Genomic DNA, 18,872 nt, shown 5'->3' with positions numbered 1-18,872 from the left:
CGGCGGCCACTTGCGGCGCCCCGCGTTGCAGCCGACGTCTCCGAGGCGCCGTTCCAGGTGTTTCCTCAACCCTCTGCCTTGCGTTCGACGAGGTAGCGGCCGTCGCGGGTGAACCCGGTGACCGCCGCGCCATCCGTGAGGAGACTGCCGAGGGTCTGTCGCACCGCCGAGCGCCAGGCCCGGGCGGCTTGCGGCCGCTCGGCGCGCAGGGCCTCGATGTCCGAGGGGATTCCCACCGTGAGAAAGGGGGCCTCGCGCGGTCCCGGGACCGGCAGCCCCTCCGCATCCGCTTCGAGCACCGCGGCCGCCTCCGGCAGCGGGGCCGCCGGGCGGTGGCGTTGGAAGCAGCTCTCGGCGACGGCCGGGTCGGTCAGGTCCCAGCCGACCAGTAGCCGGTCGGAGCCCTGGCCCTTGTTCACGCCGTCGTCCATCACACCGTAGAAGTCCGGCAGGTACTCGAGCGCGACCGCGCCCAGCTTGGCGAGGTTGAAGTAGGCATTGCGGCTGACCAGTGGGTCGTACGTCCATGTCACCTTGGTGATGGCGCGTTGAAGTGACCAGGCCCGCTGGTGGACTTTCAGCGCGAACCCGATGCTGCGGCCCCGGGCCCCCGCGTCGACGCCCGCGATGTGCGAGTGCAGCCCGGTCTGCGCGAGGAAGCCGATGCACACGCCGATCAGCCGGTCGGCCTCGTAGGCGCCGGCCACATAGCTGCCCGTGTGCTGAAAGCTCCGCAGCAGCGCCATGGTGATGAGCGGGCTGTCGGCCGGGGGCCGCCAGACCCGGTCGAGCAGGGCGCAGGCCGCCCGCAGTTCCGTTTCCTGTGCCAGCTCCTTGATGTCCACACCGGATCGTCGTTGGGCCAGGGAGGATGCCGCCGCGGCCGCGTCGAGGAGTTCACTCATGCCTGGCTCCCTGTGCGCCCGGGGTGGACACGTGCGGACGGCGCGGGCCACAGCTGGCCTGCGCGCCGGTCGTCGAGGGTCGGCGGCCGGGTCACAGCAGCCCCGTTCCCGCGCGCGGGGCCGGGCCGGTGCCGCACGCCACGGTCCGTTTGCCCTGCGCGGCGCGCACCGCCTGGAACTTGCGCGAATGGAACTGCCACGAGCGCATGGCGTGGTCTCCTTCATGTCGTTTCTGGCTGCCGGTTTACGGTCGTGATCTGAGCCGGTGTGCACCCCGCCCGCCTCGGCCGGGGGCACCCGGGTGCTGGATGCTCCGGGCGAGGCGGGCTGAGCGGGCGGGGGTGCCGGTCCCGGGTCAGAAGAGCGGCAGGGGGCGGACCGTCGGACGCGTGGGCGTCGGACGTGTGGGCGTCGCCTCCGCCCGCGTATCGGCGCCGGCCTTTGTGGCGGGGCAGAAGACGGCCTGCATCAGGTCGGTGGAGATGCCGCCCTGGTCGACCCAGTCGCCGTTGATGTTGGTGCTGGCGACCTTCGAGCCGTCGCGCAGCCCCATCGCCCAGGACAGCGAGCCGTGGATCGTGCCGCCGTGTCCCCACACCTGCACACCGCACGACAGCTTCTGGGCGATCATGCCCAGTCCGTACTGGGTGTTGGGGATCCAGTTCACGGTCGGTACGCCCGTGAACATCGCCTTTTGCTCGGCGGGACGCAGCAGACGGCCGCCGAGCAGGGCGCGGTAGAAGCGGTTGATGTCGCCGGCGGTGGAAATCATGTCTCCGGCCGAGCCGGCCCAGCTGGGGTTCAGCTCGCTCACGTCGTACACCGGGGCTGCGGGGTCGGTCGCGTAGAGCTTGGAGTAGGCCTTGCCGTGCGGTCCGTAGATGCTGGTGCTCTGACCGGGCAGGTAGGTGTCGGACAGGCCCAGCGGGACGATGATGCGCCGGGTTACTTCGGTGGCGAGGGGGCGCCCGGTCACTTTCTCCGCGAGCATCCCGGCCAGGATGAAGTTGGTGTTGGAGTACGCCCACGACGTACCCGGTGTGAAGTTGGGCGCGTGGCTCATCGCCGTCTTGACCAGTTGGGTGGGCCGGACGCTGTCGAAGCGGTGGTCGAGGAAGCCCTGGCCGACCAGGTTCGCTGCGAACTGGGGGTCGTCGGTGTAGTTGAAGATGCCGCTGGTGTGGTTGAGCAGTTGCCGGACGGTGATTTTGCTGCCGTCGTGTCCGTTGCCCTGCACGACGCCCGGCAGCCACTTCTCGACGCTGTCGTCGAGGCTGAGCCGCCCTTCGCCCACCAGCTGCAGCAGGACGGTGGCCGTGAACGTCTTGGTCGTGCTGCCGATCCGGTAGCGGTCGCCGGGCTGCAGGTTGCGCTTGGTGGTGGTGTCGGCGACGCCGGCGGTGCCGAACCAGCGGGCGGAACCGTTGTGGACCTCGGCGAGGATGCCGGGTGCCCCGCCGTCCTTCACCGCTTGGTCGAGTACGCGCTGGACGGCGTCGTTACCCGTCGTGCTGCTCTTGCCCGTCGTGTACTTGCCCGTCGCGCTGCTCTTGGCCGGTGCGCTCTTGGCCGGTGCGGCGACGGACGCGGCGGGCGTCGCGGCCATGACCATGGCCGCGATGCCTGCGATGAGGGCAGCTCTGGAACGAGGGAACATGGGGGCTTCCTTTCGTAGCGAGAGGATCAGGTACGCGCTCCCGGGCAGTGGGTGCCTTCGGGGAACGACATCGTCGCGACCTGCAGCAGCCCGTGGCTAAGGGCGGCCGGACACAATCGCGTCCGCCCCTTGGTGCCGCACGACGAACCCGTGCGCTCCCGGGCCCGTGCGGGCAGCCGGCCGGGGCCCTTCGTCGAGCAGCACATACGAGTGCGCCGCTCTTCGTGCGACGGGCCGAAGTGCCGTCCCGGCAGCTGCCCTAACGTTCGCTGCTACCCCGTCATGACCTGCACACCTTGCATGACTTGGCCGACGTGCACGGTCTGCACGATGCCCACTGTCTCGCGCTGCCGTCCGACCTGGAGGTCCTCTCATGGCGCCCCGCACCACTTTGACGGCCCTGCTGCTGGCCACCGCTGTGGCCCTGTCCGCCTGCTCCGGCGGCGGCTCGGGCCCGCCGTCGGCCGGCAACAGGACGCTGGTCGTCGACACGTCCTTCGACCTGAAGACGGCCGACCCCGGACGGATGTATGAGGCGACCGGACTGTTCGTGGGCAAGGCGGTGTACGACACGCTGCTCACCTTCGACGGCGGCGACGTGACCAAGCCGGTGCCGGCGCTGGCCGAGTCGTTCGAGTTGTCACACGACGGCAAGGTCCTGACGCTCAAGCTCCGTTCGGGGGCGAGGTTCAGCGACGGCTCCCCGCTCACCGCTGATGACGTCGTCTTCTCCCTCACCCGCCTGCGCGATCTGAAGGGCAATCCGTCGTTCCTGCTCGACGGGGTGAAGGTGGCCAAGACCGACGACGCGACGATCAAGATGACGTCGAAGACGCCCAACCCCGCACTGCCCTACATCCTGCCCAACCCGGTGCTCGGCATCCTCAACAGCAAGGTCGCCAAGGCGCACGGCGCGACCACCGACCCCAAGGACAAGGCGGAGAAGTACCTCAACTCGGCGTCGGCCGGCTCGGGTCCGTACGTCATCGAGTCCTTCAACGTCAGCAACCAGGTCGTACTGCGCGCGAACAAGCAGTACTACGGCACCAAACCCGCCTACGACAAGGTCGTCATCCGCAACGTCGAGGCGGCGACCCAGAAGCTCAACGTGCAGCGCGGCGACAGCCAGGTCGCCCTGAACCTCTCCGGCGACCAGGCCAAGAACATGCCCGCGGGTCTGCAGGTGAAGCAGACCGCATCGGCCAACGTGATCTTCCTGTTCGCCACCCGCAACAAGGCGGTCAGCAAGACGACCGCGAACCCGAAGTTCGCCGAGGCGGTACGCAAGGGCGTCGACTACACCGGCCTCCTGGAACTGGCCGGCAAGGGGTCGGTGCAGGCGCCGGGCATCATCCCCTCCCAGCTGCTCGGCGCGCTCCCGCCGGAGCAGGCGCCCAAGCGCGATGTGGCGGGAGCCAAGGCGGCACTGGCAGAGAGCGGACTGACCAACCCGTCGGTCGAGCTGGAGTATCCCAGCGAGCTCACCGTCAACGGCCTGTCCCTGCAGCCGCTGGCCGAGCGCGTCCAGTCCAACCTCAAGGAGGTCGGCATTACCGTCGACCTCAAGCCCACTCCCCTGACCACCGCGGCGGATAACTACCGCAACGGAAAAGAGGAGATGGGCCTGTGGTACTGGGGTCCCGACCACCCCGACCCCAGCGGCTACCTGGTGTTCCTGCCCGGCAAGCCGGTGGGCCTGCGCCTGGGCTGGAAGGCGGGCGCGGACAAGAAGCTGGAGGCCCGGGGCCAGAAGGCGGCCACCGCGATCGGCGACCAGGCACGTGAGAAGGCCTTCGCCGACGTGCAGACCCGGCTCAACACCTCGGGCCCCTACATCCCGCTCCTGCAACCCGGCCAGAACATCGTCACGACCGCCTCGGTGACGGGCCTGTCCTACCACCCGGTGTGGACCGTCGACCTCGCCGACCTCGGTGTGAAGTGACATGGCCACCCGTGACACGACCACCACGCACCCGCGCGTGCGGCGCCGCCGCAGCAGACCCCTGCTGCGCTTCCTCGCCCGCAGGACCCTCGTCGCACTCCTGCTGGCCTGGGGCGTCACCCTGGTGACGTTCGTCCTGACCAACCTGGTGCCGGGCGACGCTGCGGCGGCGAACCTGGGACAGCGGGCGCTGAGCGACCCGACCGCCGTGGCCCAGTGGCGGGCCGAGCACGGCCTGGACAAGCCGCTCCCGCAGCAGTACGTGCTGTTCCTGCAGGGGCTGCTGCACGGCGATTTGGGTACCAGCCAGCAATCCCACCGGCCGGTCAGCGAAGACCTCGCGGAGTTCGTGCCCGCCACCCTGGAGCTGGCCGGCGCCGCGATCATCATCTCGCTGCTCCTCGGCGTGACGTTCGGCCTGATCGCCGCCCTGCGCCGGGACCGCCTGACCGACCACGTACTGCGGATGGTGAGCCTGATCGGCCTCTCCGTGCCGACGTTCTGGCTGGCGCTCCTGGCCTTCTACATCTTCTTTTACCGCCTGCAACTCACCCCGGGCAGCGGCCGCGTCGACGCCGGCCTCGGCGCCCCGCCACCCCTCACCGGACTGCACACCCTGGACGCGGCGCTGGCCGGCCGCTGGGACATCTTCACCAGCGCACTCGGCCACCTGATCCTGCCCGCCCTGGTGCTCTCGCTCTACACGATCGGGCTGCTGACCCGCTTCACCCGCAGCGCCGTCCTCGAGGTGCTCGGCCAGGACTACGTCCGCGCGGGCCGGGCCAAGGGACTGCCCGGCCGGGTGATCCTGACCCGGTACGTGCTGCGCTCGGCCCTGGTGCCCATCATCACGGTGGCGGGACTCGCCTTCGGAAGCCTCCTGTCCGGCACCGTACTGGTCGAGGCGATCTTCGCCTGGCAGGGCATCGGCCAGTACGCGTTCAAGAGCGCCACCGCACTGGACCTGCCCGCCATCATGGGCGTCGGCCTGGTCGTCAGCGGCGTCTACCTGGCCATCAACCTGCTCGTGGACATCCTCTACGGCGTGATCGACCCCCGCGTGAGGCTGCGATGACCCCTGCCCCGGCCGCCACCACACGGCTTTCCCGCCCCGTCAGAGGACTGCGCGCAGCGGCAGGACGGCTGCCCGACGCCTGGCGGCGCCCGCAAGCGGTCGCCGGCGCCGTCGTGGCCCTGGCCTGGCTGGTGATCGCCGCCGCCGCGCCCCTGCTGGCACCGCACGACCCCCTGGCCCAGGAGCTGCCCCGCCTCGCCGAACCGGGCCCCGGGCACTGGCTGGGCACCGACCAGCTCGGGCGCGACATCCTCAGCCGCATCCTGTACGGCGCCCGCGTATCGATCCCGCTGACGCTGCTCCTGGTCGCCCTGTCCGTACTGATCGGCGGCTTCCTGGGTGCCGTCGCCGGATACTTCGGCCGCTGGGCGGACGAGACGATCATGCGGTTGGCGGACCTTGTCTTCGCCTTCCCGACGATCATCCTGGCCATGGTGGTGGCCGCCGCACTCGGCGCCAGCCTCACCAACGCGGTCCTGGCCGTCCTCGTCGTGGCCTGGGCGGCCTACGCACGCGTCAGCCGCGGCCTGGTCCTTGCCGTACGCGAGCAGCAGTACGTGCTCAGCGGCAGACTGCTCGGCTTCTCGGTGTGGCGCTCGCTGCGGGTGGACGTTCTGCCCAACGTGGTGGGACCCATCCTCGTGCTGGCCACCCTCGACATCGGCACCGCGCTGCTGCTTTTGTCGGGACTGTCGTTCCTCGGCCTGGGCGCCAAACCGCCGTCCGCGGAGTGGGGGGCGATGGTCGCCTCGGGGGTGGAGGTCTTCGACAGCTGGTGGGTGGCCACCTTCCCGGGCCTGGCGATCCTGACGGTGGTCCTCGCGTTCAACTTCCTCGGGGACACGCTGCGCGACGCCCTCGATCCCCGAACTGCCCGCACCGTCAAGGAGCGTGCGCTGTGACCCTGACCATCACCGATCTGCGGGTGACGATCCGCGGCACGCCGATCCTCTCCGGCGTCGACCTGGCCCTGCACAAGGGGCAGGTGCACGGGCTGGCCGGCGAGAGCGGATCGGGCAAGACCATGACGGGCTTCGCCGCCCTGGGGCTCCTGCCCCATGGCGCACGCGCGAGCGGGCGCATCGAGCTGGCGGGGCGCGAGCTGCTCGCGCTGCCCGACAAGGAGCTCAACCAGGTGCGCGGCAAAGATATCGCGATGGTCTTCCAGGACCCCTCCACCAGCCTGCACCCCATGCTGAGTGTGGGCAGACAGCTGACCGAACACATGCGCCTGCACCTGGGCCTCGGCCGGGCCCCGGCGCGCGAGCGCGCCGTGGAACTCCTGGCCAAGGTCCGCATCCCCGCCCCCGCGGAGGCCGCCCGGCGCTACCCTCACCAGTTCTCCGGCGGGATGCGCCAGCGCATCGCCATCGCGGTGGCGCTGGCCTGCGACCCGCAGGTCCTCATCGCCGACGAGCCCACCACCGCCCTGGACGTGACCGTGCAGGCCGGGGTCCTGCGACTGCTGCGCGGCCTGTGCGACGAGCTCGGCCTGGCGATCCTGCTCATCACCCACGACCTCGGCGTCATGTCGGCGATCGCCGACGAGGTGAGCGTGCTGCGCGACGGCCTGGTCGTGGAGTCGGGCCCGCGCCAGTCCGTACTGCGCAAGCCCGCTCATCCCTACACCCGCTCGCTGCTGGAGGCCATGCCGTGACCCTGCTCCGTATCGACGACCTCGTCGTCGAGCACCGCTCCCCCGGCCGCCCCGCCGTCCGGGCGGTCGCAGGGGCCTCGCTCACCGTCGCCCCCGGCGAAGTCGTGGGCCTGGTCGGCGAATCGGGGTGCGGCAAGTCGACGCTGGCCCGCGCCGTCTGCGGGCTGCACGCCACGGCGGGCGGCTGCATCACCTTCGACGGCCGGCCCGTCACCTCGCTGGGCCTGCGGCGCAGGGCGCTGACGGGCATCCAGATGGTCTTCCAGGATCCCTACGCCTCCCTCAACCCGCGCCGCCGCGTCGGCGAGCAGATCACCGACGGGCTGCGCGTCTGCGATGCGCCCGGCACCGCGGCCGACCTGCTCGAACGCGTCGGCCTGCCGGGCTCGTTCACCGACCGTCATCCGCACGCGCTCTCCGGCGGCCAGCGCCAGCGCGTCGCCATCGCCCGTGCGCTGGCCGCCCGCCCCCGCCTGCTGATCGGCGACGAACCCATCTCCGCGCTGGATGCCTCCGCCCAGTCCCGGGTCGCCACGCTCATGCGCGACCTGGCCGTGGACGCGGGCGCAGGGCTGCTGTTCATCAGCCACGACCTGTCCGTGGTCCGGCTGATCGCCGACCGGATCGCGGTCATGTACCTCGGCAAAATCGTCGAAGTCGGCGAGACCGCCGCCGTTTGGGCCTCCCCCCAACACCCCTACACGCAGGCCCTCTTGCGGGCCATACCGCACCCCGACGGGCTCGGCACCCTGCCCGCCGAACTCGTCGGCGACATCCCCGACCCGGCCGACCCGCCATCGGGCTGCCGCTTCCACCCGCGCTGCCCGCACGCGATGGACCTCTGCCGCCTGAAGGAACCCGACTTCGGCCCGGCCGCCTGCTGGCTCCACGCGCCCGCGTGACCCTCACGAGTTATGTGCAGGGATGCTGCGCTCCGCGGCCCGGGGCCCTGTGCCGATGAGGCACGCCGGGCATCCGGGCCGCGGACGCGGAGTGCGGCGTGGCGGTACTCAGGCCGATTCGAGGATCGGGCGCAGTTCGAGGGCCTCCGGGGTGGGGAAGCTGCGCGCCACCTCAAGGGCCTCGGCGTGGTCGGCCACCTCCAGCACGAACCAGCCGCCGAGGGTTTCTTCGCCGCTGTGTACGGGCCCCTCGGTCACCGCCGTGGATCCCTCCGCCGTCTTGCGTACGGTCACGGGGCCCCGGGACTCGGTGTCGAGGGCGTCGCCGCCCACCAGCTTGCCCGCTGCCGCGACCTCGCCGATCCAGGTCTCGTACGCCTTGCGGTGGGCGTCGCGGTCGGCCTGGATCCGGACGCGGGACGCATGCGTCTCGAAGATCACGAGGGCGTACTTCATCGGCTGTTCCTCTGTTCGGTGTTGGTGGTGGAAGCGGTGGCTGTGCGGGTGGTGGGTTGGATACGGGCCAGGGCGCCTGTCTCCAGGGCCGTCCACAGGGCGCCGTCCGGGCCCACCGTGATGCCGTGCGGCTCGGAGGCGGGAGTGGGCAGGTCGTGGACGGTGATCGTGCCGTCGGTGGTGATCGAGCCGACGCGGTTGGCGCCCCACTCGCTGAACCACGCCGTGCCGTCGGCGTCGGTGGTGACGGCGTGCGGCCGGGCAGCGCGGTCGGGCAGCGGGTACTCGGTGATGCGCCCGTCAGGTGTCATGCGGCCGATCTGACCGGCCGCGATCTCGGTGAACCAGACACTGTCGTCGGGGCCCACGGCGATCCCCACCGGTGCGGCCGCCTCGGTGGGCAGGTCGTGGATCGTGATGCGGCCGTCCATGGCGATTCGGCCGATGGCATTGGCCTGGTTCATGGCGAACCACATCGCGTCCCCGGCCGCGGCGATCGCGGAGGGGAAGGCGCCGGTGCGCGGCAGCGGGTACTCCGTGACCGTTCCCCCGGCGGTGAGGCGGCCGATGCGGTCGGCGGCGGTCTCGGTGAACCACAGCGCCCCGTCGGGTCCGGTGGCGATACCGAAGGGCCCGCACTCAGCAGTCGGCGGCGCGAACTGCGACACCCGGCCGTCTGTGGTGATCCGCCCGATCCGGTGCGCCCGGTACTGGGTAAACCACAGCGCTCCGTCCGGGCCGGTGGTGATGACCGTCGGGCCGCTGTCGGGGTCCAGTTGCTGACGGGTCGGCTCCTGTCCCGGGACGAGCCGGCCGATCTGGCCGCTGTGCACCAGGGTGAACCACAGAGCGCCGTCCGGTCCGGTGGTGATCGCGTACGGGCCGCTGTCGGGGCCGGACACCGGGTATTCGTGGATCGTAGGGGTGATTGTCACTGCTGCGGCTCCAGACCTTCGTCGGCGGCGATACGCGCGATGGCCCGCGAGCACGTTCCTCGCGGGCTGCCGGCCAGGACGGTCCGGGCGTACGCGGTCACCAGTTCCACGGGCCAATCCCACCATGCGTCCCGCAACAGCGCTTCGATGTCGCTGTCTTCAACGTCGCTGTCTTCGACGTCGCTGTCTTCGAAGCGCTGCCGGATCGTCGCGAACGCTGTCGCGCTGCCGGGATCGTCGCAGTAAGTGAAGTCCCCTGCAACGGCATTCGTCCCGGCGAGCAGCGGCGTGAGGACGACGACGCGATTGTGGGCCGGCAGCGGAGGGAGGGTGGCCGGGTCAGGTGTCCGGGCCGTGCGCGGGTCGGATGTCACGCGGGAATGTCTCCGTCAGGGGGTGTGCTCGGCGGGCGCAGCCCGGGCGGCAAGGTGTCGCGGCCGATGACCTATGAGGTACGCGCCTTGCGCGCGGTCCGCGCCCCTCGGGCCATCCCCTCGGGCCATCGGCCGACCTGGGCGGGCCGGTCCAGCCGCCCTCCGTCCCCTACCGAGGGCGGCCTCCCGGTCCGACGCCCAGCATGCGTTCCGGGCCCCCGGGGAACAACAGCCGATCTTGTAATATTCGTTAACCCAGAGGTTCACGAACCTGAGGGACCAGGAGACAACCGGGGGCGGAATGGAACTGCGGGACATAGAGATCTTCCTGACGCTCGCGGAGGAACTCCACTTCGGCCGCAGCGCCGACCGCCTGCATGTCTCCCCCGCCCGGGTCAGCCAGGCCATCAAGAAGCAGGAACGCGTCATCGGCGCCCGGCTCTTCGAACGGAACAGCCGCCAGGTGCACATGACTCCCGTCGGAGAGGTCCTGCTCCAGCGGCTGAAGCCTGCCTACGAAGGCATCCAGGAAGCCCTCGCGGAGGCCACCGCCCTCGCCCGCCACCCGTCCGGCACGCTGACGCTGGGAGTGATGGGCGCACAGGTGCACGACCTGGCCCCGGTCCTGGCGCACTTCCGGGCCCGCCACCCCTTGGCCGAACTCCGTTTCCGGGAAGTGTTCTTCAGCGATCCGTTCGCAGCCTTGCGGTCCGGTGAGGTCGACGCGGTGACCACCTGGCTGCCGGTCCGCGAGCCGGACCTGACCGTGGGCGTAGTGCTGCGCGAGGAACCACTGAACCTGATGGTGGCCGCGGATCACCCGCTCGCCCGGCAGGAAACGGTGAGCGTGGAGGTGCTCGGCGACCACATCGTGCCGCGCCTGCACGGCCCCCTTCCCGCCTACTGGGAGAGCGCCGTCCTGCCGACCCGCACGCCGGCCGGACGCCCCGTCCGCCGAGGCCCGGCCGTCTCCACCTTCAACGAGGCCCTGGCGCTGGTCGCGGCAGGCGGCGTGGTCTGCCCCGTCCCCGATGAGGGACGGCGCTACAACGCGCAGACGGACGTCGTCTACCTGCCCCTCCACGATGCCCCGCCCGTCCAGTGGGCCCTGGTCTGGCGCACGGACCGCGCGACCCCACTGGTACGCGCACTGGCCCGGGCGGCGACGGACTGCGGGGATGAAGCCGGGCAGTAGAGACAGGACGTACGCAGCCTGGACGCGCTGCCTGTCGCAGCGGGCAGAGTGCGGTGCATCGGGGTAGTTGAAGCGGCCCGGCACAATCAGGCCAGCGAGCCGCCACTGCGGACGCGCCCCCAGACGACCTCAGCTCTGCTTGTCCCGGGCCTTCTGGGCGTCCCGGGCGGAAGCCTCCAGCCGCTTGCGGTAGTCCTCGTACCAGGCCGCGTCGCCGCCGTCCATGTTGCTGGTGTCCCTCCGCATGCCGACCGTGCCGTCGATCAGCTCGCGGACGATGTCGGCGTGGCCCCCGTGCCGGTTCGTCTCGGCCGTCATGTGCAGCATGATCCGCTGAAGCGTCACGTCTCCGTTGTCACCCCACCAGGGAACGTGACCCATCGCGTCGAGCGGCAGCGCCTCGATCGTCGCGTCCGCGTGCGCCCGGGCACGGTCGTAGAGGCCGAGAACGTCCTCGCGCGACTCGTCGGCGGGGGCCCACATGTCCGAGTTGGGCTCGGCGCCCTCCTCCTCCCAGGGCAGGGATTCACCGTGCGGGCGGCCGAAGGTCGGCCCGAAGTAGCCGAGTTCGACGCCGGCGAGGTGCTTGATCAGGCCCAGGAGGTTGGTGCCGGTCGCCGTCAGGGGGCGGCGGATGTCGTACTCGGACAATCCCTCCAGTTTCCAGATGACGGCATCGCGGGCTGCGTTGAGGTAGCGGTGCAGGTCGTCTTTTGGATCATTGGGCTTCATGGGGGCGAGTCTCGCATCACCTGCCGATGGCGGTCACGCAAGTTTCCCCGCATCCACGTTTCCCCGCTTCTTTCTCCGGTCGATGACAGCCCCACTACTCAGTGATACCGTATAGTGGTACTCGGTACTACGCAGTACCTTGGCCGAGGAGGACTCGCGATGGACGATCTGACGGAGATGCTGAAGGGCACGCTCGAAGGGTGCGTGCTCGAGATCATCGGCAGCGAGGAGACCTACGGGTACGCCATCACACGCCAGTTGAACGGGCTCGGCTTCGGTGACGTCGTGGAGGGGACGGTGTACACCATCCTGCTGCGGCTGGAGCGGAACAAGCTCGTCGAGGTGACCAAGCGGCCGTCCGGAGTGGGTCCACCGCGCAAGTTCTACGCACTCAACGACGCCGGACGCGAGGAACTCGCGAAGTTCTGGGCGAAGTGGCAGTACGTCTCATCACGCATCGACAGACTCAGGGAGGGCGGCAGATGAACTTCTGGGAGACCATCACCGGCAGCGATATCACCAGGGACTGGAAGGCGTTCGAAGCCAGGGCCGCGGTCCTGCCGGACGAACACCGGGTGGCGTGGGAACAGATCAAGGTCTGCCTCCTGCCCCACGGGGACTTCACCGGCCGCAACCTGCTGCCGATCCTCGACGCGGCCCTGGGGCTGCTCGAAGAGACGGCGGCGGACGGGCAGAGCGTCCGCGAGGTGCTCGGCGACGACATCCCGGGCTTCTGCGCGGCGCTGGCCGGCGGGGAAGGGGCGCGGACCTACCGCGACCGGTGGCGCGAGCAGTTGAACCGGAACGTGGCTCGGAAACTGAACCGGCTGGGAGGCTGACGTGGGTATCCAGGACATCATCGAGGGCAAGAAGCAGTGGCGGGCGCACCTGGCCCGGGTCAGGGCGCTGCCGCGGGACTACCGGATCGTCTACGGGGAGATGCAGAAGTACCTGTTCAAGGTCGGACCGGTCGACCTGCTCGACGGGCCGCTGCTGCCGGGGATCGTCGACTTCTTCGAGGAGGGCGCCGCGTCGGGCAAGGGGGTCCTGGAACTCATCGGCACGGATGTCGCCGCGTTCTGCGACGACCTGATCAAGGACTCCCGCACCTACGCGGACCTCTACCAGGAATCCCTCGGCGGGCAATCCGGCACGGCCGCAAAGTAGCACCCCTCACCCATGCCGGCGGGCGTGGTCCTCCCGCCCGGCTTGCTGCTCCGCTGCTCGCTTTTGCATCTCTTCGAGCGTGGCCTGCCAGCGCCGGTTGACGTCAGCCGGCCGCTGGTGACCGCACTCGACGAGGTTGCCCTCGCGGTCGGTGACTTCCGCGTAGCAGTCGCCGTTCTCGATCCAGACCGCCATGTTTTCGATCCCCGCCGACCGGTCCTCGTCATCCACCCAATAAGTCACGGAGAAAGCCAACTCGTCGCCGTGGTAGTCGGATCGGACCCGGAACGTCTCGTCGGGTTTGAGCCAGCGATCCTCACCAAGCGGCTCGAGCCACATCGTGAGCCAGCCTTTGGAATCGTTGCGAACATCCATGACGGCCATGTCCGCACCCTAGCCGTGTGCGGTGGGCGTGCGGGCAGTGGTGTCAGGCAGCCACTGCTTGGAGCGCTGCCGGGACGTCGTCAGCAAGTTCTTTGGCGCCTTCCACGCTGATGTGTCAGCACAGCACCACGCGCCTGTTGAGACAAGAACCCGGCTGCACCGCCGACGCCTACTGCCTGGCGCACGCCAGGACTCAGCAGGACAGCGGCTGACCGCAGCCGTCCCCCACTGGTCACACCTCACTGGTCACACCTCGGGCGTTCCGTCGGCTCGCACCCTCGCCAGGACCTGGTCGGCCAGCCCCTGCGGGGTCAGCTCGCCGTCCAGGAACACCGTGTCGCCGGGCAGGGTATCGGCCGCCGCCATGCACGCCTCGATCTTGCCCTTGCACCAGCGCCGGACCTTCTCGTCCTGCTCCGGATTGTCCGGCGTGACGCTGCGACCATCGATCCGCTGTTCCAGCTTCTCTCGGGAGACCTTGAGGAAGAAGTGGTGGACGCGGATGCCCTCATCCTTCAACGCGCCGAAGATCTCACCGGCGTAACCCGGATCGGCCAGGGTCATGGGGACCAGGACCGGGCGGCGATATTCCTCGACCAGTCCCACCGCCAGGTCGGCGACCTGCCGTCGCCACAGCCGAAGGTCCTGGAAGTCGCCGGTCGGCACCTCCACGATCTCCCGCAGCACATAGCCCACCGTCTCCGGGTCATAGACCAGCGCCTCGGGCCAACGCGGACGCAACTCCTCCACCAGCGTGGTCTTCCCGCTGCCGAACGCACCGTTCACCCAGACGATCAACGTGATCCTCCCCGCCCCGTTGCCATGCCCTGCGTCGGGCCCAGCATGTCGGATCAGCATGCCGCGCGGTCGGGCCGGGTCAAATTCCACTGCCGGATCAGGCCCGAAAGATCGCGCCTGGTCCGCCGAGCGAGGCGGGAGCTGCTGCCGGCCCCGTGGCGGGTCAACTCCCCTTGTGCTGCTGCTCCGCCTGTTCGCGAAGGGCGTGGATGAGCGTCGTGATGTGGGGTCGGTCGCTGCGGCTGAGTGCGGCGGCGCCGATGTGCCGGACCGGTACCGGCGACGTGATCGGGACGGTGCTCAGGCCGGGGATCTCGGGGGTGAGCGCGATCGAGGGGATCAGGGAGATGCCGATGCCCGCGGCGACGAGCGAGCGGGCGAAGAAGTAGTCGGTGGTGGTGCCGCGCACTTGCGGGTCGAAGCCGGCGCGTTCGGCGTAGCGGCGCAGGTATGCCTCGGTCTTCAGGCAGCCCAGTACCCAGGGTTCGGCTGCCAGTTCGGCGAGGTCGAGCGTGTCGCGGCCGGCGAGGCGGTGTCCTTGCGGCAGGACGGCGTGCAGGGGGTCTTGCAGGAGCGGCGTCCACTCCAGGCTGGAGGTGCGGCCCGGCCCCACGGGGAGCGGGCCGTCGAAGTGGTAGGCGAGGGCCAGGTCCACGGCGCCCTGGCGGACCAGCGGCAGGGTGTCCTCGGGTTCACCCTCCCTGATGTGGAGCACGGTGTGCGGATGGGCCGCCATGAGCCGGGGCACAGCGGCGGGCAGCAGGAGCCTGCCGCCGCTGGTGAAGGTGGCGAGGGTGAGTTGGGTGCGGCCGGTGCTCAGTTGGGCGACCTGTTGTTGTGCGTGTTCGAGTTCGGCGGCGACGGATTCGGCGGCGCCGACCATGACGTGTCCGGCCGGAGTGAGGGTGGCGCCGCGGGTGCTGCGGGCGACGACCGGGGTGCCGAGGCTGCGCTCCAGGGCGGCCACCTGCTGGGAGACGGCCGAGGGAGTGAGGCGCAGAGCTGTGGCCGCCCGGTTGAAGCTGCCGTGCTCCGCCACCGCCCGCAGGACGCGCAGCCGCTGCACATCGATCAACAGTTTTCCTTAATACGTGGCCAGCAAGTCAGTACTTCTGCTGGTGACGATAGGGCTCCAGGATGGGCGCATGCAAAGGATCTGCGTCATCGGCGGAAGCCGATACTTCGGAAAGCTCCTGGTCAAGCGCCTGCAGTCCGCGGGCCACCGGGTCACTGTGCTCAACCGCGGTTCCGTCGCGCCGCCCGCCGGTGTCGAGCACCTCGTGGTCGACCGGAACGACGAGGCGGCCCTGACGGCCGCGCTGGGCTCGCGTGCTTTCGACGTCGTGGTGGACCAGGTCTGCTACACCCCGGTGCAGGCCGCTGTCGCCGCCCGCGTCTTTGCCGGCCGCACCCGGCGCTACGTCATGACCTCCACGATCGAGGTCTATGACCCTGCGAGCGCCGCGCTGCCGGCGGTACCTCCCGACACACCGGTGCCCGAGGAGGTCGTGGATCCGGCCGCCTGGCGGGTGACCCTGGATCTTCCCTGGCACGACGAGGCGTACCTGGAGGCGCATTACGCCGAGGGCAAGCGCCAGGCGGAGGCCGTCCTGGCCCGCGCCGCCGGTTTCGGGTTCGCCGGTGTGCGCAGCGCCCACGTACTCGGCGGCGGCGCCCGGGAGTTCACCGGCCGGCTGGCGCACTACGCCGGGCGCATCACCCGGGGCGAAGAGGTCACGGTGCACGCCGACGCGCTGCCCACGGTTTTCATCCACTACCAGGAGCTGGCCGACCTGCTGCTGTGGGCGACCACAGCCGACTTCACCGGCCCGGTCAACGCCTGCTCCGACGGCCCGCTCGACGTACACGACCTCGCCGCGATCATCGCCGCACAGGCCGGCCGGGAGCCTCTCTGCCGGATTGTCCCGGCAGGCTCGCAGGCCTCGCCGTTCTCCATCGACCGCCACTACGCCATGAGCAACGCGCGCGCGAAGAAGCTGGGCTTCTCCTTCTCCCGCACCACCGACTGGCTGCCCGCAGCGGTGGCCGAAGCCCTGGCCGCCGAGCCGTCACCCACCGTCTGAGGAGCACAGCCGCCGTGCAGTACCGCCCTCTTGGTCACACCACCGTCAGCGCCATCGGCCTGGGCGCCATGGCACTGTCCATCGAGCGCCGCCCGGATCGGACGCGGGCCATCGGCACCATCCACGCCGCCCTCGACGCCGGTGTCACCCTCATCGACACCGCCGACAGCTACCACTGGCACCCCGGCGAGGTCGGCCACAACGAGCTGCTGATCGCCCGCGCCCTGGCGTGCTACGGCGGTGACACCTCCAACGTCCTGGTGGCCACCAAGGGCGGCCGCGGCCGCCCCGGCGACGGCAGTTGGACCGTGACCGCTACCCCCGCGCACCTCAAGCAGGCTGCCGAGGCCTCCGCCACGCGCCTGGGTGTCGAGGCGATCGGCCTGTACCAGCTGCACAAGCCGGACCCGGCCGTGCCCTGGGCGGAGTCCGTCGGCGCGCTGCACGACCTGCTCGAGGCCGGCACGATCCGCGCCGCGGGTATCTCCAACGTCACCACCGCCCAGATCCGCCAGGCGCACCAGATCCTCGGCGACCAACTCGTCTCCGTACAGAATCAGTACTCCCCCGCCGTCCGCGCCGGCGAGCCCGAGCTGCGGCTGAGCACCCAGCTGGGGCTGGCCTTTCTGCCCTGGAGCCCGCTCGGCGGCATCTCCCGCAGCTCCCTGGACGGCCCTTCCGGCGCCACCTGCGCCGGGACCGCCTTTCACCGCATCGCAGCCGCGCGCGGTGTCAGCCCGCAGCAGATCGCCCTGGCCTGGCTGCTCGCCCGCTCCCCGGCCGTGATCCCGGTACCGGGAGCCGGCCGCCCGTCCTCCATCACCGACTCGGCCAGGGCCGCCGAAATCGCTCTGAGCCCGCAGGAATTCGCGCAGCTCGAGGACACTCAGCTTGAGCACACGCTGCCGGGCTGAGGTGGTGCGCGGGGAAGCTCTGGTGCCTCGCCGGCTGCGGCAGCACGGGCCCATGCTCATCGTCATCGGCGGGCTGCCCGGCACCGGCAAGACCACATTGGCGCGCCTCTGGCCGTGCCCGGCGGATCTGGGCGGTGGTGACGTTGGAGGCCGAGCGTGGGCACCAAGGCAGGCGTCCCTGCCATAGAGGTCGAAGTGATCTGCTCGGATCCGGCCGAGCACCGGCACCGCGTGTCCTCACGTGCGGGCGACATCTCTGACCTGCCGCTGCCCGACTGGCAGCAGGGCCTCAACCGCGACTACGTGCCCTGGGACCGGGGACACCTCGTCGTCGACACCGCGGGACAAGGTCCGGAAGGTTCCCTCGTCTCGCTCCTGCGTCGCCTCGACCCCCTCATGCCCATCCGCCCGACGTCGGTGCCGGTCAGGCGAGTGGGTCCGGGTCGAGTCAGGTCAGGTCAGGGACAGCGCCGCAGTGATCGTCTTGCCGCCCGGCTCCACCTCGACGTTCAGGCGCGAGCACAGGCGCTCGATGACCATCCAGCCGTGGCCGCCCGGCCGGCCGCGAACGGCCTGCTGGCGCCGCGGCACCTGGGCGCTGGCGTCGCTGACCCGCAGCTCGAGCTCGTCACTGTCCAGGCGGGCGCTGAAGCGTGTCACGCCGCCCGCGTGCAGCAGGGCGTTGGCTGTCAGCTCACTGACCACGAGCAGCGCGTCGTCACGCAGACGCCGGGCCCGGGGCAGTGGCAGAGAGCTGCACACCTCCGTCAGTACCTCGCGGACCGCGGAACGCGCATCGGCACAACTGATGTCCCCTGCTTCCACTGCCTTAACTGCTTCCATTGTTCCCACTGCTCCGGCACCGCTCATAGCAGCATTGGTCCTCTCCCCGTCCATGTCCCATCACCGCTCCCGTAATCGTCGGTATCCCTCCGTCTGCCCGACACTGTCCACCCCACACCCCTCCCCCGGGCCACCTTGGGCCACCCGGCCGTCCCGCCCGGGCTCGGGGCACGCTTCCCCGGGGATCATCGCAATCCGGCTGCCCTGTGTCACAGCCGATGCCTACCCCCGGCGGGTCCGGCAGTGGATCTGCTGGTCACGCGGGTTGGGACATGTGGCAGGCTCACGGGATGGACCCCGACAGACAGAGCATCGATGTCACCCGGCAGGACCGGGTGAGCGTCGTTTCCTTCCGCAACGAGCTCGACCTCGAAGACACCACCGAGGCAACGCTCGCGCTGTCCCGAGCCCTTACGGACACGGCCACCGCCGGGACGCTACTGGACCTGACCGGCCTGACCTTCGCCGACAGCACCCAGCTCAATGTGATCCTGCGCGCCCACGCCGAACACCAGGAAGCACAACGCCCCTTCGTCCTGGCCGGCCCCTACCACCCCGGCATCGCACGGCTCTTCGAGATCACCGGTGTCACCGAGGTCCTGGACCTGGCCGGCACACGCGAGGACGGTCTGCGGCGCATCCGGACACTCCTTGACACCACCAGGACTGCCGCGCCGGACGAAACCGGACACTGACCAGGGCACGGCCCGCGCGAGCACGGAAGTGCAGCTTTCCCACTGCAATGACCCGCGGGGCCGATACCCCGCGCCTGTCCGGCACAGCATCCGATACGCCCGGCTCGCGGCGCCATCGACCACACACGAACAGGGGTGGGCCCGGCCATCTCAGGCC

At 70.2% G+C, this 18,872-nt stretch carries 22 protein-coding genes; 12 read left to right on the top strand and 10 right to left on the bottom strand.

From position 1 onward, the window contains the following. Positions 1-65 precede the first annotated feature (65 nt). Together ACWFR3_RS00110 and ACWFR3_RS00105 are read right to left on the bottom strand one after the other, a co-directional pair. A complete protein-coding gene (locus ACWFR3_RS00110) occupies positions 66-905 on the bottom strand; it encodes a GNAT family N-acetyltransferase (protein WP_453732201.1) in 840 nt (279 codons plus the stop codon). 355 nt (positions 906-1,260) lie between these two features. After that, positions 1,261-2,562: a serine hydrolase domain-containing protein gene (locus tag ACWFR3_RS00105; RefSeq protein WP_453732200.1), complete on the bottom strand. Its 1,302-nt coding sequence runs from the start codon at positions 2,560-2,562 to the stop codon at positions 1,261-1,263. A 373-nt stretch (positions 2,563-2,935) separates the two neighbouring features. Between ACWFR3_RS00105 and ACWFR3_RS00100 the strand changes: the two genes are divergently transcribed. From ACWFR3_RS00100 to ACWFR3_RS00080, 5 genes are read left to right on the top strand one after another with little or no spacing between them, the layout of a single operon-like run. Next, positions 2,936-4,504 carry an ABC transporter substrate-binding protein gene (locus ACWFR3_RS00100; protein WP_453732199.1) on the top strand — a complete coding sequence of 523 codons (1,569 nt, stop codon included), beginning with the start codon at positions 2,936-2,938 and terminating at the stop codon, positions 4,502-4,504. Between the two features lies 1 nt (position 4,505). Then, a complete protein-coding gene (locus tag ACWFR3_RS00095; RefSeq protein WP_453732198.1) occupies positions 4,506-5,579 on the top strand; it encodes an ABC transporter permease in 1,074 nt (357 codons plus the stop codon). Then, positions 5,576-6,481 carry an ABC transporter permease gene (locus ACWFR3_RS00090; RefSeq protein ID WP_453732197.1) on the top strand — a complete coding sequence of 302 codons (906 nt, stop codon included), beginning with the start codon at positions 5,576-5,578 and terminating at the stop codon, positions 6,479-6,481. Before ACWFR3_RS00095 ends, ACWFR3_RS00090 begins: the two co-directional genes overlap by 4 nt. Further along, complete coding sequence (locus tag ACWFR3_RS00085) at positions 6,478-7,236, top strand: ABC transporter ATP-binding protein (RefSeq protein WP_453732196.1); 759 nt, start codon at positions 6,478-6,480, stop codon at positions 7,234-7,236. The genes ACWFR3_RS00090 and ACWFR3_RS00085 overlap by 4 nt, the downstream gene beginning before the upstream one ends. Continuing rightward, on the top strand, positions 7,233-8,138 hold the full coding sequence (locus tag ACWFR3_RS00080; RefSeq protein WP_453732195.1) for an ABC transporter ATP-binding protein: 906 nt from the start codon (positions 7,233-7,235) through the stop codon (positions 8,136-8,138). Before ACWFR3_RS00085 ends, ACWFR3_RS00080 begins: the two co-directional genes overlap by 4 nt. Before the next feature lie 108 nt (positions 8,139-8,246). Here the strand turns inward: ACWFR3_RS00080 and ACWFR3_RS00075 are convergent, their stop codons facing one another. Genes ACWFR3_RS00075 through ACWFR3_RS00065 form a run of 3 tightly spaced genes read right to left on the bottom strand, consistent with a single transcriptional unit; the run spans position 8,247 to position 9,903 of the window. After that, positions 8,247-8,594, bottom strand: a complete 348-nt coding sequence (locus tag ACWFR3_RS00075) for a YciI family protein (RefSeq protein ID WP_453732194.1) — start codon at positions 8,592-8,594, stop codon at positions 8,247-8,249. Next, a complete protein-coding gene (locus tag ACWFR3_RS00070; RefSeq protein ID WP_453732193.1) occupies positions 8,591-9,529 on the bottom strand; it encodes a virginiamycin B lyase family protein in 939 nt (312 codons plus the stop codon). The genes ACWFR3_RS00075 and ACWFR3_RS00070 overlap by 4 nt, the downstream gene beginning before the upstream one ends. Further along, the gene (locus tag ACWFR3_RS00065) at positions 9,526-9,903 is read right to left on the bottom strand and encodes a hypothetical protein (protein ID WP_453732192.1); all 378 of its coding nucleotides are present in this window, start codon (positions 9,901-9,903) and stop codon (positions 9,526-9,528) included. Before ACWFR3_RS00065 ends, ACWFR3_RS00070 begins: the two co-directional genes overlap by 4 nt. Before the next feature lie 301 nt (positions 9,904-10,204). On the opposite strand from ACWFR3_RS00065, the gene ACWFR3_RS00060 reads away from it, so the two are divergent. Beyond that, positions 10,205-11,098, top strand: coding sequence for a LysR family transcriptional regulator (locus tag ACWFR3_RS00060; RefSeq protein ID WP_453732191.1), 894 nt, complete (start codon positions 10,205-10,207; stop codon positions 11,096-11,098). A gap of 129 nt (positions 11,099-11,227) precedes the next feature. Here ACWFR3_RS00060 and ACWFR3_RS00055 read toward each other — a convergent pair whose 3' ends face one another. Next, complete coding sequence (locus tag ACWFR3_RS00055; RefSeq protein ID WP_453732190.1) at positions 11,228-11,830, bottom strand: DinB family protein; 603 nt, start codon at positions 11,828-11,830, stop codon at positions 11,228-11,230. Between the two features lie 159 nt (positions 11,831-11,989). Here ACWFR3_RS00055 and ACWFR3_RS00050 point away from each other — a divergent pair, with 159 nt between their 5' ends. The 3 genes from ACWFR3_RS00050 to ACWFR3_RS00040 are packed head-to-tail and all read left to right on the top strand — an operon-like array spanning position 11,990 to position 12,997. Next, positions 11,990-12,316, top strand: coding sequence for a PadR family transcriptional regulator (locus tag ACWFR3_RS00050; RefSeq protein WP_453732189.1), 327 nt, complete (start codon positions 11,990-11,992; stop codon positions 12,314-12,316). Then, positions 12,313-12,669, top strand: a complete 357-nt coding sequence (locus ACWFR3_RS00045) for a DUF1048 domain-containing protein (RefSeq protein WP_453732188.1) — start codon at positions 12,313-12,315, stop codon at positions 12,667-12,669. Before ACWFR3_RS00050 ends, ACWFR3_RS00045 begins: the two co-directional genes overlap by 4 nt. 1 nt (position 12,670) lies before the next feature. Next, positions 12,671-12,997, top strand: a complete 327-nt coding sequence (locus ACWFR3_RS00040) for a DUF1048 domain-containing protein (protein WP_453732187.1) — start codon at positions 12,671-12,673, stop codon at positions 12,995-12,997. A 6-nt stretch (positions 12,998-13,003) separates the two neighbouring features. On the opposite strand, the gene ACWFR3_RS00035 is transcribed toward ACWFR3_RS00040, so the two are convergent. The 3 genes from ACWFR3_RS00035 to ACWFR3_RS00025 form a co-directional block, all read right to left on the bottom strand. Beyond that, positions 13,004-13,381 (bottom strand): hypothetical protein, encoded by a 378-nt coding sequence (locus ACWFR3_RS00035; protein ID WP_453732186.1) that lies wholly within the window; start codon positions 13,379-13,381, stop codon positions 13,004-13,006. Between the two features lie 246 nt (positions 13,382-13,627). After that, positions 13,628-14,179, bottom strand: coding sequence for an AAA family ATPase (locus tag ACWFR3_RS00030; RefSeq protein WP_453732520.1), 552 nt, complete (start codon positions 14,177-14,179; stop codon positions 13,628-13,630). Between the two features lie 163 nt (positions 14,180-14,342). After that, positions 14,343-15,254 (bottom strand): LysR family transcriptional regulator, encoded by a 912-nt coding sequence (locus tag ACWFR3_RS00025; protein ID WP_453732185.1) that lies wholly within the window; start codon positions 15,252-15,254, stop codon positions 14,343-14,345. A gap of 70 nt (positions 15,255-15,324) precedes the next feature. Here ACWFR3_RS00025 and ACWFR3_RS00020 point away from each other — a divergent pair, with 70 nt between their 5' ends. Beyond that, positions 15,325-16,263, top strand: coding sequence for an NAD-dependent epimerase/dehydratase family protein (locus ACWFR3_RS00020; RefSeq protein WP_453732184.1), 939 nt, complete (start codon positions 15,325-15,327; stop codon positions 16,261-16,263). A 14-nt stretch (positions 16,264-16,277) separates the two neighbouring features. Further along, positions 16,278-17,177 carry an aldo/keto reductase gene (locus ACWFR3_RS00015; protein WP_453732183.1) on the top strand — a complete coding sequence of 300 codons (900 nt, stop codon included), beginning with the start codon at positions 16,278-16,280 and terminating at the stop codon, positions 17,175-17,177. A gap of 453 nt (positions 17,178-17,630) precedes the next feature. On the opposite strand, the gene ACWFR3_RS00010 is transcribed toward ACWFR3_RS00015, so the two are convergent. Continuing rightward, positions 17,631-18,002 (bottom strand): ATP-binding protein, encoded by a 372-nt coding sequence (locus ACWFR3_RS00010; RefSeq protein ID WP_453732182.1) that lies wholly within the window; start codon positions 18,000-18,002, stop codon positions 17,631-17,633. Positions 18,003-18,310: 308 nt separating this feature from the next. On the opposite strand from ACWFR3_RS00010, the gene ACWFR3_RS00005 reads away from it, so the two are divergent. Continuing rightward, on the top strand, positions 18,311-18,715 hold the full coding sequence (locus ACWFR3_RS00005) for an STAS domain-containing protein (RefSeq protein ID WP_453732181.1): 405 nt from the start codon (positions 18,311-18,313) through the stop codon (positions 18,713-18,715). Positions 18,716-18,872: the final 157 nt, after the last annotated feature.

The organism is Streptomyces sp. NPDC055189 (assembly GCF_053606765.1).
The sequence above is the reverse complement of the archived record's forward strand: the minus strand, read 5'-3'. Positions and strand labels throughout refer to the sequence as shown.

Excerpts from the sequence above, each read along its gene's own strand:
- ACWFR3_RS00090 (WP_453732197.1), top strand. The coding sequence starts at position 5,576 with ATGACCCCTGCCCCGGCCGCCACCACACGGCTTTCCCGCCCCGTCAGA.
- ACWFR3_RS00075 (WP_453732194.1), bottom strand. The coding sequence starts at position 8,594 with ATGAAGTACGCCCTCGTGATCTTCGAGACGCATGCGTCCCGCGTCCGG.
- ACWFR3_RS00020 (WP_453732184.1), top strand. The coding sequence starts at position 15,325 with ATGCAAAGGATCTGCGTCATCGGCGGAAGCCGATACTTCGGAAAGCTC.
- ACWFR3_RS00095 (WP_453732198.1), top strand. The coding sequence starts at position 4,506 with ATGGCCACCCGTGACACGACCACCACGCACCCGCGCGTGCGGCGCCGC.
- ACWFR3_RS00035 (WP_453732186.1), bottom strand. The coding sequence starts at position 13,381 with ATGGCCGTCATGGATGTTCGCAACGATTCCAAAGGCTGGCTCACGATG.
- ACWFR3_RS00110 (WP_453732201.1), bottom strand. The coding sequence starts at position 905 with ATGAGTGAACTCCTCGACGCGGCCGCGGCGGCATCCTCCCTGGCCCAA.
- ACWFR3_RS00045 (WP_453732188.1), top strand. The coding sequence starts at position 12,313 with ATGAACTTCTGGGAGACCATCACCGGCAGCGATATCACCAGGGACTGG.
- ACWFR3_RS00060 (WP_453732191.1), top strand. The coding sequence starts at position 10,205 with ATGGAACTGCGGGACATAGAGATCTTCCTGACGCTCGCGGAGGAACTC.
- ACWFR3_RS00050 (WP_453732189.1), top strand. The coding sequence starts at position 11,990 with ATGGACGATCTGACGGAGATGCTGAAGGGCACGCTCGAAGGGTGCGTG.
- ACWFR3_RS00055 (WP_453732190.1), bottom strand. The coding sequence starts at position 11,830 with ATGAAGCCCAATGATCCAAAAGACGACCTGCACCGCTACCTCAACGCA.
- ACWFR3_RS00005 (WP_453732181.1), top strand. The coding sequence starts at position 18,311 with ATGGACCCCGACAGACAGAGCATCGATGTCACCCGGCAGGACCGGGTG.
- ACWFR3_RS00100 (WP_453732199.1), top strand. The coding sequence starts at position 2,936 with ATGGCGCCCCGCACCACTTTGACGGCCCTGCTGCTGGCCACCGCTGTG.
- ACWFR3_RS00105 (WP_453732200.1), bottom strand. The coding sequence starts at position 2,562 with ATGTTCCCTCGTTCCAGAGCTGCCCTCATCGCAGGCATCGCGGCCATG.